At 60.0% G+C, this 17,609-nt stretch carries 15 protein-coding genes; 5 read left to right on the forward strand and 10 right to left on the reverse strand.

Annotated features, from left to right (window positions below):
• The first annotated feature begins 26 nt into the window (after positions 1-26).
• Both mmsB and AS189_RS17175 read left to right on the forward strand, forming a co-directional pair.
• Positions 27-1,295, forward strand: a complete 1,269-nt coding sequence (gene mmsB, locus AS189_RS17170) for a multiple monosaccharide ABC transporter permease (protein WP_062291635.1) — start codon at positions 27-29, stop codon at positions 1,293-1,295.
• Between the two features lie 50 nt (positions 1,296-1,345).
• A complete protein-coding gene (locus AS189_RS17175; RefSeq protein WP_062291638.1) occupies positions 1,346-2,449 on the forward strand; it encodes a sugar-binding protein in 1,104 nt (367 codons plus the stop codon).
• A gap of 278 nt (positions 2,450-2,727) precedes the next feature.
• Here AS189_RS17175 and AS189_RS17180 read toward each other — a convergent pair whose 3' ends face one another.
• Complete coding sequence (locus AS189_RS17180; protein ID WP_062293977.1) at positions 2,728-3,369, reverse strand: DNA alkylation repair protein; 642 nt, start codon at positions 3,367-3,369, stop codon at positions 2,728-2,730.
• 158 nt (positions 3,370-3,527) lie between these two features.
• Between AS189_RS17180 and AS189_RS17185 the strand changes: the two genes are divergently transcribed.
• Positions 3,528-4,625: a Gfo/Idh/MocA family protein gene (locus tag AS189_RS17185; RefSeq protein WP_062291640.1), complete on the forward strand. Its 1,098-nt coding sequence runs from the start codon at positions 3,528-3,530 to the stop codon at positions 4,623-4,625.
• Between the two features lie 146 nt (positions 4,626-4,771).
• Here the strand turns inward: AS189_RS17185 and AS189_RS17190 are convergent, their stop codons facing one another.
• The 6 genes from AS189_RS17190 to AS189_RS17215 all read right to left on the reverse strand — a co-directional run bounded on the left by AS189_RS17190 (position 4,772) and on the right by AS189_RS17215 (position 12,550).
• Positions 4,772-5,479 carry an ABC transporter ATP-binding protein gene (locus AS189_RS17190; RefSeq protein WP_424581607.1) on the reverse strand — a complete coding sequence of 236 codons (708 nt, stop codon included), beginning with the start codon at positions 5,477-5,479 and terminating at the stop codon, positions 4,772-4,774.
• Positions 5,472-6,323, reverse strand: a complete 852-nt coding sequence (locus AS189_RS17195) for an ABC transporter ATP-binding protein (RefSeq protein WP_062293980.1) — start codon at positions 6,321-6,323, stop codon at positions 5,472-5,474. Before AS189_RS17195 ends, AS189_RS17190 begins: the two co-directional genes overlap by 8 nt.
• A gap of 83 nt (positions 6,324-6,406) precedes the next feature.
• On the reverse strand, positions 6,407-7,612 hold the full coding sequence (locus AS189_RS17200; protein ID WP_062291646.1) for a branched-chain amino acid ABC transporter permease: 1,206 nt from the start codon (positions 7,610-7,612) through the stop codon (positions 6,407-6,409).
• A complete protein-coding gene (locus AS189_RS17205) occupies positions 7,609-8,616 on the reverse strand; it encodes a branched-chain amino acid ABC transporter permease (protein ID WP_062291649.1) in 1,008 nt (335 codons plus the stop codon). The genes AS189_RS17200 and AS189_RS17205 overlap by 4 nt, the downstream gene beginning before the upstream one ends.
• Positions 8,617-8,765: 149 nt before the next feature.
• Positions 8,766-10,001: a branched-chain amino acid ABC transporter substrate-binding protein gene (locus AS189_RS17210; RefSeq protein WP_062291654.1), complete on the reverse strand. Its 1,236-nt coding sequence runs from the start codon at positions 9,999-10,001 to the stop codon at positions 8,766-8,768.
• Between the two features lie 326 nt (positions 10,002-10,327).
• Positions 10,328-12,550 (reverse strand): NADP-dependent isocitrate dehydrogenase, encoded by a 2,223-nt coding sequence (locus tag AS189_RS17215; RefSeq protein ID WP_062291657.1) that lies wholly within the window; start codon positions 12,548-12,550, stop codon positions 10,328-10,330.
• A 183-nt stretch (positions 12,551-12,733) separates the two neighbouring features.
• Between AS189_RS17215 and AS189_RS17220 the strand changes: the two genes are divergently transcribed.
• Positions 12,734-13,237, forward strand: a complete 504-nt coding sequence (locus AS189_RS17220) for a ferritin (protein ID WP_062291660.1) — start codon at positions 12,734-12,736, stop codon at positions 13,235-13,237.
• A gap of 200 nt (positions 13,238-13,437) precedes the next feature.
• Here the strand turns inward: AS189_RS17220 and AS189_RS17225 are convergent, their stop codons facing one another.
• The 3 genes from AS189_RS17225 to purH all read right to left on the reverse strand — a co-directional run bounded on the left by AS189_RS17225 (position 13,438) and on the right by purH (position 15,882).
• Positions 13,438-13,728 (reverse strand): hypothetical protein, encoded by a 291-nt coding sequence (locus AS189_RS17225; protein ID WP_062291663.1) that lies wholly within the window; start codon positions 13,726-13,728, stop codon positions 13,438-13,440.
• An 8-nt stretch (positions 13,729-13,736) separates the two neighbouring features.
• A complete protein-coding gene (locus AS189_RS20305; protein ID WP_160320864.1) occupies positions 13,737-13,910 on the reverse strand; it encodes a hypothetical protein in 174 nt (57 codons plus the stop codon).
• A gap of 304 nt (positions 13,911-14,214) precedes the next feature.
• Positions 14,215-15,882 carry a bifunctional phosphoribosylaminoimidazolecarboxamide formyltransferase/IMP cyclohydrolase gene (purH, locus tag AS189_RS17230; RefSeq protein ID WP_062291665.1) on the reverse strand — a complete coding sequence of 556 codons (1,668 nt, stop codon included), beginning with the start codon at positions 15,880-15,882 and terminating at the stop codon, positions 14,215-14,217.
• Between the two features lie 77 nt (positions 15,883-15,959).
• On the opposite strand from purH, the gene AS189_RS17235 reads away from it, so the two are divergent.
• Positions 15,960-17,579: a glycoside hydrolase family 3 protein gene (locus tag AS189_RS17235; protein WP_062291670.1), complete on the forward strand. Its 1,620-nt coding sequence runs from the start codon at positions 15,960-15,962 to the stop codon at positions 17,577-17,579.
• The last annotated feature ends 30 nt before the right edge of the window (positions 17,580-17,609 follow it).

The following is a 17,609-nucleotide window of genomic DNA, read 5'->3' on the forward strand; positions in this document are numbered from 1 at the left end:
CCCGGGAAGAAAAAGGACATCCTCCAATGAACGCCATCAAACAACTCTTCGGCGGCAATACCCGCCAGTTCGGCATGATTTTTGCCCTGATAGCCCTGGTCGTCTTCTTCCAGATCCGCTCTGGCGGGCTGCTGCTGACCCCTGACAACGTCATTAACTTGATGAACGGCTACTCGTACATCTTGATACTGGCCGTCGGCATGGTTCTAGTGATCATCGCCGGACATATTGACCTTTCGGTCGGTTCCGTCGCCGCCTTCGTGGGCATCGTCGTCGCGCTTTCAATGCGGGACTGGGGACTTCCCTGGTACCTAGGCATCGTGGCCGGCCTGATTCTGGGAGCCCTCATTGGCGCCTGGCAAGGTTTCTTCGTGGCGTATGTAGGCATTCCTGCCTTCATTGTTACGCTGGCCGGCATGCTCATTTTCCGCGGTGCCAACCAATTCTTCGGCAAGTCCCTGACCGTTCCGGTGCCCGAAGATTTCCAGTTCATCGGTGCCGGATACCTGCCCGAGATTGGCCCGAACACGGGCTATAACAACCTGACTCTGCTCATCGGCTTCTTGGCCGTTGCTGCGATCATTTGGGGCGAGCTGCGCGGCCGCAGCAAATCACTGTCATTGGGCGCCGGCGTCAAGCCGCTGTGGGTCACCATCGTAAAACTGGTCGTCCTCTGCGCCGTCATCCTCTATGTAACGTACCTGTTCGCCACCGGCCGCCCCGGCACCTCCTTCCCGATGCCGGGCATCATTCTCGGTGTTCTGGTCTTGGTCTACGGCTTCATCAGCTCACGGACAACCATTGGCCGCCACGTATACGCAGTGGGTGGCAACCGCCACGCAGCAGCACTCTCCGGCGTCAAGAGCAAGCGCACCGACTTCTTGGTCATCATGAACATGGCCATCCTTGCCGCACTGGCCGGCATGATCTTCGTGGCCCGCTCCAATGCTTCGGGCCCGTCCGACGGCGTTGGCTGGGAACTCGACGCCATCGCCGCCGTCTTCATCGGTGGAGCAGCAGTCACCGGCGGTGTGGGCACAGTGGTGGGCTCCATGATTGGTGGCCTGGTCATGGCTGTTCTCAGCAGCGGCCTGCAGTTGCTGGGCGTCGGGTCTGACTGGACGCAGATCATCAAGGGCCTGGTCCTGTTGGCCGCAGTCGTCTTCGATGTGTACAACAAGAGCCAAGGCAAGCCCTCCTTCATTGGCTTCATGATGAAGAAACTTGGCGGCAACAACAACCCGGATCTTGAAGTGGCCGAACCGCTCAAGGACACCATCAAGACCGAGGCCTAAAACTTCCTCTCCTGCTTACAAATTTTCAAACCAACAGAAAGCGAACCACCATGTTGAAATTCAACAAGACACTGAAGTCGATGGCCGTTATCTTGGCCGTATCATCGCTGGCCCTTACCGGTTGTGGCCGTGCAGAGACGCCTGCAGCTACAGGAAGTGGTAGTGCTGCCGCTGGCTTCGCCGCCGATTCTCTCATCGGTGTGGCTTTGCCTCAGAAGACCAGTGAAAACTGGGTCCTCGCTGAAAAACTGTTCAATGACGGCCTGGCTACTGCAGGCTTCAAGGCTGATGTTCAGTTCGCCAACGGTGGCGTTTCCGAGCAGCAGAACCAGATCAGTGCCATGGTCACCAAGGGCGCTAAGGTCATCATCGTCGGTGCCATCGACGGCGCCCAGCTGGGAACCCAGCTGAAGCAGGCCAAGGATGCTGGCGCAACCGTTATCGCTTATGACCGTCTCCTGCTTAACACCAAGGATGTGGACTACTACGTGGCCTACGACAACTTCAAGGTTGGCGAACTGCAGGGCCAGGCCCTGCTGGACGGCATGAAGGCCAAGAAGCCCACAGGACCGTACAACATTGAACTCTTCGCCGGATCCCCCGATGATGCCAACGCGAAGGTCTTCTTTGACGGTGCCATGAAGGTTCTCCAGCCCAAGATCGACGACGGCACTGTAGTTGTTGCCTCGGGCCAGAAGTCCTTCGAGCAGGCTGTTACCCAGGGCTGGAAGGCTGAAAATGCGCAGAAGCGCATGGACTCCCTCCTCGTTGGAAACTACAGCAGCGCCGAACTTGACGGTGTTCTCTCCCCGAACGACACCCTGGCACGCGCCATCTTGACCTCGGTCAAGGCTGCTGGCAAGGCCAACCCCACGGTGACCGGCCAGGATGCAGAAGTTGAGTCGGTCAAGTCCATCATGGCCGGAGTCCAGTACTCCACCATCAACAAGGACACCACAGCCCTGGTCCAGCACGCCATCCAGATGGCCAAGGACCTCCAGGCTGGCAAAACGCCTGAGATCAACGACCCCACCTCCTACAACAATGGTGTCAAGGTTGTTCCGGCATTCCTGCTGGTACCCCAGATCGTCACCAAGGCCAACGCTGCCGAGCAGTTCGCCAATGACAAGGTTCTTGGCCCGCTGACCAAGTAGTCCCCAGCTAAGGCGAGTCAATCGCGCTAAGGCCTCGTTCGGCGTCGTTCATTATTACGACGCCGGACGGGGCCTTTCGCATGCCACCGCCTCCCAGCCCACTCCCCACGGACGCTGCATCACCTTCCGGCGTGTTTCGGCCGACGCTGCATCACCTTCCGGCGTGTTTCGGCCGACGCTGCATCACCTTCCGGCGTGTTTCGGCCGACGCTGCATCACCTTCCGGCGTTTCCGCAGAACGTTCCCCGGCGAGGTGCCAAACGCTTCTAATACCGCCCCTATCCGGCTTGCCGGCTGACCATCTCGTTGATCCAAATCGGCGCGAACGGCGAGGTGCAGTTCGGTGGTGTGGGGTAATCCTTCAGGACCTCGAGCCGTTCACCAATCGCCAAGGCGCGGGCCCGCAATTCCGGATTTTCAATGCCAATCTGGGCCAGGGCGTTGTTCATGGCCCATTGCAGGCGCGCCGGCGCTTCCTTCATCTGTGCCTCGATAATCTCAAGGAGTACGGGCAGCTCCAGTCCTTCAGGCTCCTTCACGATCCGTTCACTGGTCAATGCCCAGCCGGAAGCGGCCACGGCCGGGTCCGGGTCGGCGAACCAGGCTTGCCGCAACTCTTCCGCGTGCGCGCTCTTCTTCACCACATAGTTCACGAACCAGTCGTTGACCTTGGGGATGGAGGCCTGACGCAGCATGGTGTCCAGCTCCTGGGCTGTGAAGGCCTTGGGGCGGCAGATCAGCAGCGCCAGCAGCCGTGCGGCCGTGTCGCCGGTGGCCCACAGTTCTTTGGAGAGCTCCTGCTGCGTTTTCACCCTCTTGGCGATGGCGCGTAGTTTCCCCAGATTCACCCCGTGGTCATCGCCGTGATTCTCGTTCACGGCCCGAACCCTTGGGTCTTCCAGGGCTGCCAGCTCAGCCATCAGGGCCGCGAGCGTCTCTTCCGTTTGCGCCACTGCAACCTCCCGTTTGTTCTTGATGCAGCTAGCTTATCGGTCACCTCCGACATCCACGGCTGGAGGCGTCGCGAGCACTGCGTCATGTTCGAGCGCAAGCGCTTCGATACTGGCAGACTATCCGAATGACTATTCCTCGTTTCGTCGGCCGACCCGACTGGTACACCACGTTTAATCCAGAAACCCTTGCCGCGACGGGCACCGCCCTGCGTTGGGGCGTCATCGCCACCGGCAACATTGCCAAGACCGTCACGGCCGATTTGGCGCTGCTCGAGGACTCCATCCTGCAGGCCGTGAGCTCCCGCGGCGAGAGCAGCGCCGCGGAATTCGCGCACTCGTTTGGTGTTGCCGCACATTATTTTGACGGTGGCCCCAACGGAACCGGCCCCGCAGGCTACCTCCAGCTGCTGGCCGATCCGGAGGTCGATGTGGTCTACATTGCCACCCCTCACGGACAGCATTTCGATGTGGCCAGAGCTGCCCTGGAACACGGCAAGCACGTCCTATGCGAGAAGGCACTGACCATCACGGCTGCCGAAACCCGTACCTTGATTGAACTGGCCCAGACCAAGGGCCTGTTCCTGATGGAGGCCGTGTGGGCACGGTTCGTGCCGGGCTACCAGCGCGCCTTGGAGATCATTGCCTCGGGCGAGATTGGCGAGGTGAAGTGGGTCCGGGCCGATCTTGGCTTTGTGGCCCCCCAGGATGAATCCTTGCGTATCTGGGCACCGGATAACGGCGGCGGAGCACTGCTGGATCTGAGCGTCTACCCGCTGCTGTGGGCCTGGGGCACGCTGGGCCAACCCGATAAAGTAGTGGCCACCGCAGAGCTCACCAGCTTTGGCGTGGACGCACAAAACACCATGACACTCAGTTATGCCAATGGCGCTCAGGCGCAGCTGATCAGTTACCTTTCCTCGCAGGGCCCCAGCCGCGTGACCGTCTCGGGAACCTTGGGCTATCTCGAAACCGTTGATTCGCTGAACAACCCCGGCGAAATCTTCATTTCCGGCCCCAACGGCGAAAAGCGCACCGAGACCTTTGACTACCCGGGCCGCGGCTACACCTACCAGCTGCGTGAAGTGACCCGCTGCATCCAGGCCGGGCTCACGGAGAGTACCACCATGCCGCTGGCTGATTCGCTGGCCATCATGGAACTCTTCGACGAGACCCGGCGCCAGATCGGTGTTAGCTACTGGAACGATTCCCGCACCGATCTGTAAGTAGTCAACCCGGGGTAAGAGAGCTGCCGAGGGACCCGCTGTGAGCTGGCGAGCAGTGGGAGGCAGCGAACGGGGGCTCACCTTTGTGAAAAAGGTGAGCCCCCGTCGTCGTACATCAAGAGAAACGAATCTAGCGCAGCTAACGCCTAGCCCACGCCAAGGTACGCTTCCTTGATGGCCGGATTGGCCAGCAGCTCCTTGCCGGTGCCGCTGTGCGTGATCTCGCCCGTCTCCAGCACAAACGCCCGGTGAGCCCGGGCCAGCGCCTGGTTGGCGTTCTGCTCCACCAACAGCACAGTGGTTCCTTGGCTATTGATTTCGGTGATGATCTTGAAAATCTGCCGGATAAACTGCGGGGCTAGGCCCATGGAAGGTTCATCCAGCAGCAATAGCTTGGGCCGTGACATCAAGGCGCGGCCGATGGCCAGCATCTGCTGCTCGCCGCCGCTCATGGTGCCGCCAAACTGCTTCTCACGTTCCTTCAGCCTCGGGAACAAGGTAAAGACCCGTTCTAGGTCATCGCCCACACCGTTCCTGTCCTTGCGACCAAAAGTGCCCATGTCCAGATTCTCCAGGACCGTCATGGCCGGGAAAATGCCGCGCCCCTCGGGAGCTTGGGAAATGCCCTGAACCACCCGGATGTGGGCCTTCATCTTAGTGATGTCCTCCCCCATGAACTTGATGGAACCGTGCGAGGGGTTCAACAAGCCGGAGATGGTGCGCATGGTGGTGGTTTTGCCTGCACCGTTGGCACCGATCAGGGAAACAATCTCGCCCTCCTTCACGGTGAAGGACATGTTGTGAATGGCCTGAATCCGCCCATAGTGGACGGAAACATCATCCAGCTCAAGCAAAGTCATCTTCAGGCTCTCCTAGGTAGGCGGAAACGACCTTGGGGTCTTCCCTAATCACGTGTGGCACGTCGTCGGCAATTTTCTTGCCGAACTCGAGGACCACTATTCGGTCTGTCACACCCATGACAAGTTTCATATCATGCTCAATCAACAGCACCGTGTAGCCGTCATCCCGAATGGTCCGAATGAGAGCCATGAGCTCTTCCTTTTCAGCCGGGTTGAAGCCGGCCGCCGGTTCATCCAGGCACAAGAGCTTTGGATCGGTAGCCAGTGCCCGGGCAATTTCCAGCCTGCGCTGGCTGCCATAGGAAAGATTGCGAGCCAACGAGCCAGCGTCTTGCTCGATGCCCACGAATTCCAGCAAGGCCATGCCCCGCTCAATGGCCGACTTTTCCTCCCGGATGTGCCGGGGCAGCCGCAACAAGGCGCCCACTACAGACGTTTTATGCCGGGCATCAAGACCAACCACCACGTTTTCCAGGGCCGTCATCTCACCAAATAGGCGGATGTTCTGGAACGTCCTGGCTAGGCCAGCTCGGGTGATCTTGTGCTGCTTCATGCCGTTGAGCACGCTACCTTCCAGCAGGACTTGCCCGCTGGTTGGTTTGTACACGCCCGTCATGGCGTTGAAGCAGGTTGTCTTCCCAGCGCCGTTGGGACCAATGAGCCCCAAGATCTCGCCGCGTTTGATGGTGAAGCTGACATTGTCCAAGGCCACCAAACCACCAAACTTGATGGTCAGGTTCTTCACCTCCACAAGGTCGTCACCCACGGCAACGCGAATATCCCGTTCCGGTGCCGCCGCTTCTGCAACGGCTTCTTCAACCTCCAAGGCTTCCACCATCTCAATGGCAGGCTTCCCCGATTCGTCCGCAGGAACTAATACGTCCGCAGGAACGGGTACGTCTTCACTGTGTGCACCCAAGGCTAGACCTCCTTTTCAGTGACAGCGGCTGACTTCACGTTAGTAGTATCGCGCACTCGTTGATAAGCCTGTTGCCCATACGCCAGCAACCGCTGTCGCGCCGGGATCAAGCCCTTTGACCGGTAGATCATGATGAGCACAAGTGCCAAGCCAAAGATCAAGTACTTGTACTCGGCAATGGCTGTGAAGCGCAACGGAATATAGGCCACCAGCGCGCCACCAAAGACGGCACCCACCTTGTTGCCTACCCCGCCAAGAACCACGGCGGCGACGAACAGGATGGAGGTGACGACGTCGAACTTCTGGTTATTCACAAAGCCAACCTGACCGGCGAACAGGGCACCGGACATGCCCCCAACACCGGCTCCGAGCGCAAAGGCCCAGACCTTGTATTTGAAGGTGGGAACACCCATGGTCTCGGCGGCGTCCTCATCTTCACGGATGGCAATCCAGGAACGGCCCACGCGGCTGCGCTCCAAGTTGCCGGCCAGGAGCAAGACGATGATCAAGATGGTCAATGTCAACCAATACCAGGGTGTGCCGTTTGAATTGGCGAAGATGGGTACGCCATCGGCGCCCTCACCAGGGGGACGGCCCACGTTTTGGAAGCCGACCTGGCCTTTCATAGCCGGGATCAGCGTGGCCAAAATACGGATGATCTCACCAAAGCCGAGCGTCACAATGGCCAAGTAGTCGCCCCGCAGGCGAAGAGTTGGAATGCCCAAAATAACACCCACACACATGGCCACAACAACTGCCAGCGGGATAGTCCACAAGTACGGAATCTTCACGAAAGGCGAATCCGGACTGGTCAGCATGGCCGCCGTGTAGGAGCCCACGGCGAAGAAGGCAATGTAACCCAAGTCAAGCAAACCAGCGTAACCAATAACAATGTTCAGACCCACAGCGACCAGGGCATAGACGGCCATGGAGAACAGGGCCAGCGGGAAATCGTTGCCGGGCTCGGTGGACAGAATCGGCGGATTGATCACGGGTAATGCGTACGCAATCAATACCACGACAATGAGGTACAGCCATTGTTTCTGGCGGGGCATGGCCTGCCATTTTTCGCTCCAGCGACCGAAGGCCCCGTGCTTTTGTGTCGCATCGGCGCTGCCGCCGGGAATCTTCGCTTTGGCCTGACGATTGACAGCCGTTTGTCTTGCCTTAGCCCCGGGCAGGGGTGTTGGCCCGTCTGTTGTGCTCATGCCTTGCTCCTTCCCAGCGAGGTGCCCAAGATGCCTTGCGGGCGAACCAGTAGAACCAGAACGAGGATCACGAAGGCCACAACGTCCGTCCACTGCGAGCTACCCAGCAGGATCTGTCCGTAGTTTCCAATCAGGCCCAACAGCAACCCACCGAGCAAGGCGCCACGGACGTTGCCGATACCGCCCAGAACTGCTGCGGCGAAGGCTTTGATACCGAGGATGAATCCGCCGTTGTACTGAACGCCCGAGGGGATCTTCATGACGTAGAACAGTGCTGCAGCGCCGGCGAGGATACCGCCGATGATGAAGGTGGTGACAATAATCTTTTCCTTGTTCACACCCATCAACGTTGCCGTGTCCGGATCCTGGGCCACGGCACGAATGCCGCGCCCCGTCCGAGAACGGCGGATGAATTGGTCCACAAAGACCATCATGATCACGGCTGCAACAACAATGACTATCTGCTGTGAGTCGATGATGGTGCCAAACACTTCGAAGATCGGTGTTGGAATGAACATGGTCAGTGCCGGCTCCGGCAGCGGACCACGCCATAGGAAAATCAAGTACTGAATGACAAAGGAAGCACCGATGGCGGTGATCAAATAGACCAGACGCGGGGCGTTGCGGCGCCGTAGCGGCCGGTAGGCCAGCCGTTCAACCAAGAACGCGGTGAGGGCCGAAGCGACGATGGCCGCGATCAACGCCAAAATAATGTTGACCAGAATCTGCCCGAAGTTCAGATTAGGGGCGGACGGGCCAAACCCCAGAAAACTCAGCGTGAAGAAGACCGCGTAACAGCCCATGATGAACACTTCAGAGTGGGCAAAGTTAATCAGGTTCAGCACGCCATAAACCAGGGTGTACCCGAGAGCCACCAGTGCGTAGATTGCCCCGAAGGTCAATCCGTCGAAGGTGGCGCTCCAGAAATTTTGAGCCAAGGCGGCAACATCGAAATTAATCCAGTCGCTGTCCGCAGGAACAGCCGTAAGAACTGTCAGGAGCATAAGTAGGTCCAGTTCCAGCCGGTCTTGGAAAGATCCTTTGCCAAGAGCGGCTCATTGAGCGGTTAGGTGATTCTGCAACTAAAAGGATGCTGAGGAGCCTGTGGCTCCACAGCATCCCTTTCGTTTCCTTGCGTGCTTTTCGCTTACCTCTACTTGCCGATCTCGCCGATCGGTACGATCTTGCCGTCCTGGACCTTGTAACCGTAGACGGCCGGAGCCTGCAGCTCACCAGTGGCATCCCACTTGTAGTGCTTGCTCAATCCGGATGCGTCATAGTTCTTGACCCAGTCCAACAGCTTTGCACGGTCTTGGTTGCCCTTGTCGATACCAGCCAACAGAACCGTTGCGGCGTCATAACCTTCAATGGAGTAAGTACCGGGCTCTGCATTGGTCAGGCTCTTGTACGCGGTTGCGAACGTGGGGATCAATTCACCGGGGATGCAAGGGCAGGTGAAGAACGCGTTGTTGGATGCGTCACCTGCCTGCTTGATGAACTGATCATCCTTGACACCATCGGGGCCAACAAATGCGCCCTTGAAGCCCTTGGCAACCAACTGCTGGTTGAACGGTGCGCCTTCAGCGAAGTAGCCCGAGTAGAAAACAGCATCAGCCTTGGAGTTGATGATCTTGGAAATGGTGGCCGAGAAGTCCTTCTGGCCGGTTGTCACCTTGTCGCTGCCAATCAGGGCATCGCCCAGACCCGTGGTCGTGGTGCCGCCCAAGCCGATGCCGTAATCGGAATCATCCTGAACCAGGTAGACCTTCTTGGCGCCGAGCGTGCCGGTCATGAACTTGGCAGCTGCCGGGCCCTGAACGGCGTCATTGCCGAGGCCGCGGAAGAACGTGCTCCAGCCATTGGTGGTGAGGCCCGGGTTGGTAGCGGCCGGGGTGATGTGAACCATCTTGACCTGCTCGAAGATGTTACCGGTGGCCTTGGATTCGCCAGAGAACGGCAAACCTACAACGCCAATGATGTTCGCTTCCTTCGTGGCCTGGGTGACGGGGCCGGTGGCCTTGTTGGGATCGCCTTCAGTATCAAACTTCTTAAAGGCTACCTGGCACCCTGCATTGGCCTCATTATGCTGGTTGATGGCCAGCTGAATGCCGTTGAAAATATTGATACCCAGCTGAGCGTTTGCGCCGGTTTCTGCACCGATGTACGCCAGCGTTGTGGTCGCGGGGCACGTGGCCTTGCCATCGCCAGCCGGGAGAACCGCATCTTTGGGTGTTTCAATGGAGGTCAGCACCGGAACATTTAGATTGAGTCCGCCGCCTGCTGCGGCACTCGTTGACCCCGGGGTTGCCGCTTGGTTGGCACACGAGGTCACCAACAAAGTGACGGCAGCAGCCATCGCCAGCGAGTTCATAACTTTCTTGCGGTTCATGAATTAGCCTTCCAGAGTAATCACCAAGACCCGCAGGTCGTTCTCGACCCGGGCGCCCTTGGCTTCACATGATCTCGACCCTACTCTTGAGTAAGTGACTCAGGACACATGTTCCGCGTAAAGATCTGGTAACAGATAGCGACCAATCACGTTAATTTTGCGCAGCTCAAAGTACGACGGCGTGTCGTGCGCAAGATTCTCTCCCTCACCTTTAATCTGCACTCCCTCATATGAGCTCACACTCGGGACAGGGCAGCGGAGATTTCGGACATCAAAAAGCCCGCCTCCACGATGGGAGGCGGGCTTCTTGTGGCGTGCTGTGAAGACTATGCGGTCAGTGCGGCAATGGTCTTGTTCAGCAGGGCAGACGGGCGCATGATGGCTGCGACCTTGGTGGCGTCGGGGCGGTAGTAGCCACCCAGATCAACAGGAGAGCCCTGAACCTCGGCGAGTTCGGCGATGATCGCGTCCTCGTTGTCGGTCAACGCTGCTGCCACTGTGGTGAACGCTGCTGCCAGCTCGGCATCAACGCTCTGAGCGGCCAGTTCCTGGGCCCAGAACTTGGCCAGGTGGAAGTGGCTGCCGCGGTTGTCAAGTTCGCCAACCTTGCGCTTCGGGGACTTGTCCTGCAGCAAGAACGTGCCGGTGGCGCGGTCCAGGGTATCGGCCAGGATCTGTGCGCGGGCGTTGCCTTCGGTCACTGCGAGGTGCTCGAAGCTGACGGCCAGTGCCAAGAATTCACCGAGTGAATCCCAGCGCAGGTGGTTTTCCTTCAAGAGCTGCTGCACGTGCTTGGGAGCAGATCCACCAGCGCCGGTCTCGAAGAGGCCACCGCCTGCAATCAGCGGAACGATGGAGAGCATCTTGGCGCTGGTACCCAGTTCCAAGATCGGGAACAGGTCAGTCAGGTAATCGCGGAGCACGTTACCGGTGACGGAGATGGTGTCTTCGCCGCGACGGATACGCTCCAGGGTGAAGGTAGTGGCCTGCTCCGGCGCCATGATCTGGATGTCCAGGCCATCGGTGTCGTGGTCCTTGAGGTACTCGTTGACCTTAACGATGAGGTTGGCGTCATGTGCGCGGGTCTCATCGAGCCAGAACACGGCCGGGGTGGCGGATGCGCGTGCGCGGGTGACGGCCAGCTTGACCCAGTCCTGGACCGGGATGTCCTTGACTTGGCAGGCGCGCCATACGTCGCCAGCCTCGACGTCGTGCTGGATCAACACGGTGCCGCCAGCGTTGACGATCTGCACGGTTCCGGCTTCGCTGAGCTCGAACGTCTTGTCGTGGCTGCCGTATTCTTCGGCTGCCTGAGCCATGAGGCCCACGTTGGGAACGGTGCCCATGGTGGTCGGATCCAAGGCTCCGTGTGCTCGGCAGTCATCGATGGTGGCCTGGTAGACACCGGCGTAGCTGCTGTCGGGCAGCACTGCCAGGGTGTCATGCTCCTGACCGTCCGCGCCCCACATGTGACCGGAGGTGCGGATCATGGCGGGCATGGAGGCGTCAACAATCACGTCGGAGGGGACGTGGAGGTTGGTGATGCCCTTGTCGGAGTCGACCATGGCCAGGGCCGGGCCGTTCTCGTAACCGCTCTTGATGGCGGCTTCAACACCGGCACGCACGTCTTCGGGCAGTGCACCCAAGCCGTTGATGATAGAAGCCAGGCCGTTAGCCGGGCTCAGGCCGGCAGCTGCCAGCGCTTCGCCGTAGTTGGCGAACAGTTCCGGGAAGTAGGCCTTGACTACGTGGCCGAAGATGATGGGGTCAGAAACCTTCATCATGGTGGCCTTCAGGTGTGCCGAGAGCAAGATGCCCTCTTCCTTCGCGCGGGCCACCTGTGCAGACAGGAACTCATCCAGCGCAGCGGCGCGCATGACGGTGCCGTCAACAATTTCGTTGGCCAAAACCGGGAAGGAGTCCTTCAACACGGTGGTGGTGCCGTCGGCGGCAACAAACTGAATCTTGATCTTGTCATCGGCGTCGATGACTACGGACTTCTCATTGTGGAAGAAGTCGCCCTCGCTCATCGTAGCGACGTTCGTCTTGGAATCTGCAGACCAGGCACCCATGCTGTGCGGGTTGGCCTTGGCGTAGTTCTTGACCGAAAGCGGTGCGCGGCGGTCAGAGTTACCTTCGCGCAGAACCGGGTTGACGGCACTGCCCTTGATCTTGTCGTAGCGGGCGCGAACGTCTTTTTCTTCATCGGTGGAGGGATCGTCCGGGTAATCCGGAAGTGCGAAGCCCTGGCCCTGAAGTTCGGCGATGGCGGCCTTCAGCTGCGGGATGGAGGCGCTGATGTTCGGCAGCTTGACGATGTTGGCATCCGGGCTCTTGGCCAGGGCACCCAATTCGGCCAGGGCGTCACTGACGCGCTGGTCTTCGGTGAGGTATTCGCCAAAGACGGAAATGATGCGCCCGGACAAGGAGATGTCGCGGGGTTCTACGTCCACGCCGGCGGTGGAGGCGAAGGCCTCAACGATCGGCAGAAGTGAGTACGTGGCCAACATGGGCGCTTCGTCTGTCAGGGTATAAATAATTTTGGCCATGGGTGAAGCCTCTCCTGCGAAAATTCAGTGGATTACTTAAGAATCTGGTGATCTTTCTTTCCCTTCTAACTTACCCGAGAGAGCTGGTTTGGCCGCTATCGACGCATTTAGGTGACGCTGCCCTAAGTGAACTTAGCCTCTCTTAGGGTGCAGGGAAACGGGTTTCGCAATAGCGTAGAAGCCATGGAACTCAAAGGAAAACTCGCAGACGCCATCAACGAGCAAATCACACTAGAAATACAGGCTTCGGTGGTCTACCGCCAGCTGGCCATTGAAATGGAAGTTCAGGATCTGCCCGGAATTTCCGGCTGGTTCTTGGCCCAGTCGGCCGAGGAACTGGTACACGCACAGAAGTTCACCAGCCACATGACGGACAGGAACGCCGCTCCCAAGATTGGCACCATCACGGCCCCGGATGTCACCATTAACTCTGTGCTGGAAGCATTCGAGGCTTCCTTGGCGCACGAGCAAAAGGTCTCAGAGTCCATTCGCAATCTCTACCGTCTGGCCACGGCGGAGGGCGACATTGATTCGATCCCGATGTTGAACTGGTTCGTCGAGGAACAGCTGGAAGAAGAAGCGTCCGTAGGTGAAATTATTGGCCGCGTGAAGCTGATCGGCGCCGACGGCAATGGTCTTCTGCGCCTGGATGCCGAGCTGGGCGCCCGCAACGCCGCCGGCCAGTAACCCTCCCCCAGCAACCCTTCATCAGATACCGGGCGTTTTTGCCAAACGCTTCATCAGATACGGGGCATTTTTGCCAAACGCTTCATCAGATACGGGGCATTTTTACGAAACGCTCGATCACCTAGTGATCGAGCGTCTCGGGTTTAACCTCCCAAAAGTGATCGAGCGTATATGGGAGGGCCGCGCGGGTGAGCCGCACCTCAGGGGTTGTTGAGACCCTGTTGAATGATGTTTTGCTGGTTCAGGGCCTGCTGATGGGCCGCGTCGCTCGCATGCATTCCCGGCTCGCCAACCCAACCGGCTCCATTCGTGGCGACCGGATGCATGGTGCCGTCATCATCGACTCTCATCATGACGTAGCGGCGGTTCTTCCCCCGGATCAGCATCACAATGGTGGTCACGATGCCAGCAACCACGAGAATCGCCACAACTGCAAAGAAGACGGCGAAAAATGTGCCGGAAAACAGCATGCTATCCAACCAGCCGCCCATGGGAGGCCCTAGCGCGATCCTGTGGGCGGAATTGCTTGGCCCCCTGGGTACGGTACATATTCCGGTGGCAGCGCGTCAGGCTTTGCGGAACGGAAACGGCCCACGATCAGCAAGACCACAAGAGCCACCACAATCAGCACGAAAGTGCCGATCACAGCAGTCATCGCTAAAGAATCTGTCATGTTGCTCACCCCAAAAGAATAGAAACTAGTGCAACTTCCTCGAGTATGGCACTGCAACCCCGGGAGAATCCCAGACTGAGGCGCGCGTCCTCAAAGACGGTCCAAAAGGACGACGGTAAAACCAGTGACGCCGCATCACTTTACGGCCGTTTAATTCAAACGCCGCACCATATTGCGGCCCCTTAAGCCAAACGCTCCCTCTCATGAACTCAAATGAAGAGGGAGCGTTTGCGTTTAATGGCCGTTAAGTGATGCGGCGTCCGGTTTTAATGGCCGTTAAGTGATGCCGCGTTGGGGGTGGAGACTAGTGGAAGAAGTGGCGCGCACCGGTGAAGTACATGGTGATGCCGGCTTCGTTGGCCGCGGCGATTACTTCCTCATCGCGCACGGAACCGCCCGGCTGGACCACGGCGCGAACACCGGCGTCTAGCAGGATCTGCAGGCCGTCGGCGAACGGGAAGAACGCGTCCGAGGAAGCAACGGCGCCGATGGAGCGCTGCACCGAAACACCTGAGGTGCCTGAGGCGCCACCGGCTGCGTCGACATCTGATTCAACGGTGACACCGAGCGTGTTGGCGCGCTCGACGGCCAGCTTGCAGGAATCCACGCGGTTGACCTGGCCCATGCCGATGCCCACTGCGGCGCCGTTGTTGGCAAGCAGAATGGCGTTGGACTTGGCGGCACGGACGGCAGTCCAAGCGAACTTCAGGTCCGCGAGGGTTGCCTCATCGGCTGCGGCACCTGCGGCAAGGGTCCAGTTGGCGGTGTCGTCGCCATCAGCGTCGACCTTGTCCGACATCTGCACCAGCATGCCACCGGAGACCTGGCGGACTTCTGCCGGGTAGCGGCCGTAGCCCTCGGGCAGGGCGAGCAGGCGGATGTTCTTCTTCTTGGAGAGGATCTCCACGGCTTCGGGCTCGAAGTCCGGTGCGATGACCACTTCAGTGAAGATGCCGGCAACCGTGCGGGCCATGCCAGCGGTAACGGTGCGGTTAGCGGCGATGACGCCGCCAAATGCGGAGAGCGGGTCGCAGGCGTGGGCCTTGGCATGCGCATCTGCGATGGCGTCGGTGGCGTCCGGGGACGCCACGGCCACGCCGCACGGGTTGGCGTGCTTGATGACGGCCACGGCCGGCTCATCGAAGTCGAACGCTGCGCGCAGAGCGGCATCGGCGTCAACAAAGTTGTTGTAGCTCATGGCCTTTCCGTGGATTTGGTCTGCCTGAGCAATGCCCGACGGCGCACCCTTGTCCACGTACAGCGCTGCCTGCTGGTGGGGGTTTTCCCCGTAACGGAGCACCTCGGAGCGTTCCAGCGAGTAGCCGGCGTAGGCGGGCCAGTCGATGATGCCGTCGCCGTCCTCGTCGAGGAACTGGGCTGAGGTCCAGGCTGCCACGGCGTTGTCGTAGGCGGCCGTGTGAGCGAAGGCTGCTGCGGCCAGACGCTGGCGGGCGCCGAGCGTGAAGCCGCCTTCCGCCGCTGCGGCAATGACGGAGCCGTACTTGGCCGGGTCAACAACCACGGCAACGGAGGGGTGGTTCTTGGCTGCGGCCCGGACCATGGAGGGACCGCCAATGTCGATCTGCTCAACCACAGCGTCCTGACCGGCACCGGAGTTAACAGTGTCAACGAACGGGTACAGGTTCACAACAACCAGATCGAAGGGCTCAATGTGCATCTCTTCGAGCTGGTGCACGTGGTCGGGCAAGCGGCGGTCGGCCAGGATGCCTGCGTGGATCAGCGGGTGCAGTGTCTTCACGCGGCCGTCGAGGCACTCCTGGAAGCCAGTTACCTCGGATACTTCGGTCACAGGGATGCCGGCTGCAGCAATCTTGGCTGCCGTGGAACCGGTGGAAACGATGGCAACTCCTGCGGCGTGCAAGCCAGCAGCCAACTCCTCCAGACCGGTCTTGTCGTAGACCGAGATCAATGCTCGGCGAAGGGGAACGCGGTTAACGGGAACGCTGGTCACAGAAATACTCCAGAGGGGGATCGAAGGTGGCGACGCTATAAAGTTTATGCCACGTCGGCGCCGGTATGATCTCCCTTATGACATCCCGTGATCTACACCACGCGCCATTGCCAGTTAATGGCAGCTCCCCCGCATTTGAGAACGAACTTCGCACCGAAACCGCCGCGAATCTAACAGAGAATCTAACAGCGAACCCAGCAGAGCAATCAGCAGATCTCCCCCGCCTCATCAACTCGGTCATCCTCCCCGGATTTGTTGGCACTACTGTGCCACAGTGGCTGGAAACGGCCCTCGAAAACGGGCTGGCCGGCGTCGTGTATTTCAGCCACAACATTGACCCGGACGCGCCGGAGCAGGTGTCCTCACTCTCGGCAGCTATCCGCGCCGCCAACCCCCACGCCGTGATCGGCGTCGACGAAGAGGGCGGCAACGTCACCCGGTTGCAGTCCCGAGACGGCTCCAGCATTCCCGGCGCCGCAGCCCTCGGTGCCCTGAATGAGCTGGCCACCACCCAGGCCGCTGGCCGCGCCATTGGCCGGCTGTGCCGCGATGCCGGCATCAATCTGACCATCGCCCCGGTGGCCGATGTCAACACCAATCCGCTGAACCCCGTGATTGGCGTGCGCGCCTTTGGCACGGACACCGCACTGGTGAGCGCGCACACCGCGGCGGCCGTCACCGGCATCCAGAGCCTGCGGGTGGCCGCCTGCGCCAAGCACTTCCCCGGGCACGGCGATACGGTGGCCGATTCACACATGGACACCGCCCGCGTGGAGCTGACCATGGCCCAGATGAGCGAGTTCCACCTCCCGCCGTTCCAGGCCGCCGTGGACGCCGGGGTGGCCTCCATGATGAGCGCGCACATCATCATCCCCGAGCTGGGTGAGGCCCCCGCCACCCTGAACCCGGCTGCGAGCGCGCTGCTGCGAGACATGGGATATGACGGCGTGCTCATCACCGACGCGCTGGACATGGCTGCCGTGCGCGCAACGGTTGGCCCCGGCGAGGGCGGCGTGCTGGCGCTGCTGGCCGGCAACGATCTGCTCTGCGTGGGCAACCCCCTGAACGCCTACACCACGGGCCGCGATGACGAGTCCTGCTACACCGAGGTATACGACGCCCTCTTCGCCGCAGCCACCTCCGGCCGCCTGCCCCTTGAGGTGTTGCGCCGCGCCGCCGCCCGCGTGCAGGCCTTGGCGCAGTGGTCCTCCGGTGACATTACCGAAGGAGTGGACGACGACGTCGATTGGGTCTCCGTGGCTGCCCGGGCCTGCCGCTTCGATTCGCCAGGGGCAAAGCCTGCGCTCACCGGGGCCGGGTCCGTCACCTTGGTGGATGCCCGTACCGGGCACAATATGGCAGCAGGCCCCACCGAGAACTTCTTGGCAACGGCGCTTGGCAGCTACGGCGTCACTATCCTCGACGCTGCCGAGCTCTCCGGCGCCGAAGTAGAGGTGGCACTCATGCAGTCGCAGGCGTCACCGGCTGGCAGCAGCACTGTTTTAGTGCTGATCGATTCCTTGGCTTCGGCACAACAGCTGGAAACTTTGGAATTAGCCTTCACTACCGCCCCGCAGGCAGTGTGTATCAACGCGGGCCTGGCGCCGGCGTCCCCCACGGGGTTTGCCACCGTCCATGCCCACGGCTTCAGCCGCGTCACCGCTCAGGCTATAGTCCGCGTGCTGGAATCTGCCTAGCTACGCACCCGAGCCCGGCAGCCTCACATT

The organism is Arthrobacter alpinus (assembly GCF_001445575.1).
Taxonomy (GTDB): domain Bacteria; phylum Actinomycetota; class Actinomycetes; order Actinomycetales; family Micrococcaceae; genus Specibacter; species Specibacter alpinus_C.

What these genes read in the sequence shown, in the direction of transcription:
- mmsB (WP_062291635.1), top strand. Translation starts at nt 27, where the DNA reads ATGAACGCCATCAAACAACTCTTCGGCGGCAATACCCGCCAGTTCGGC.
- AS189_RS17185 (WP_062291640.1), top strand. Translation starts at nt 3,528, where the DNA reads ATGACTATTCCTCGTTTCGTCGGCCGACCCGACTGGTACACCACGTTT.
- AS189_RS17220 (WP_062291660.1), top strand. Translation starts at nt 12,734, where the DNA reads ATGGAACTCAAAGGAAAACTCGCAGACGCCATCAACGAGCAAATCACA.
- AS189_RS17175 (WP_062291638.1), top strand. Translation starts at nt 1,346, where the DNA reads ATGTTGAAATTCAACAAGACACTGAAGTCGATGGCCGTTATCTTGGCC.
- AS189_RS17210 (WP_062291654.1), bottom strand. Translation starts at nt 10,001, where the DNA reads ATGAACCGCAAGAAAGTTATGAACTCGCTGGCGATGGCTGCTGCCGTC.
- AS189_RS17225 (WP_062291663.1), bottom strand. Translation starts at nt 13,728, where the DNA reads ATGGGCGGCTGGTTGGATAGCATGCTGTTTTCCGGCACATTTTTCGCC.
- AS189_RS17200 (WP_062291646.1), bottom strand. Translation starts at nt 7,612, where the DNA reads ATGAGCACAACAGACGGGCCAACACCCCTGCCCGGGGCTAAGGCAAGA.
- AS189_RS17195 (WP_062293980.1), bottom strand. Translation starts at nt 6,323, where the DNA reads ATGGTGGAAGCCTTGGAGGTTGAAGAAGCCGTTGCAGAAGCGGCGGCA.
- AS189_RS17215 (WP_062291657.1), bottom strand. Translation starts at nt 12,550, where the DNA reads ATGGCCAAAATTATTTATACCCTGACAGACGAAGCGCCCATGTTGGCC.
- AS189_RS17235 (WP_062291670.1), top strand. Translation starts at nt 15,960, where the DNA reads ATGACATCCCGTGATCTACACCACGCGCCATTGCCAGTTAATGGCAGC.
- AS189_RS20305 (WP_160320864.1), bottom strand. Translation starts at nt 13,910, where the DNA reads ATGACAGATTCTTTAGCGATGACTGCTGTGATCGGCACTTTCGTGCTG.
- AS189_RS17205 (WP_062291649.1), bottom strand. Translation starts at nt 8,616, where the DNA reads ATGCTCCTGACAGTTCTTACGGCTGTTCCTGCGGACAGCGACTGGATT.
- AS189_RS17180 (WP_062293977.1), bottom strand. Translation starts at nt 3,369, where the DNA reads ATGGCTGAGCTGGCAGCCCTGGAAGACCCAAGGGTTCGGGCCGTGAAC.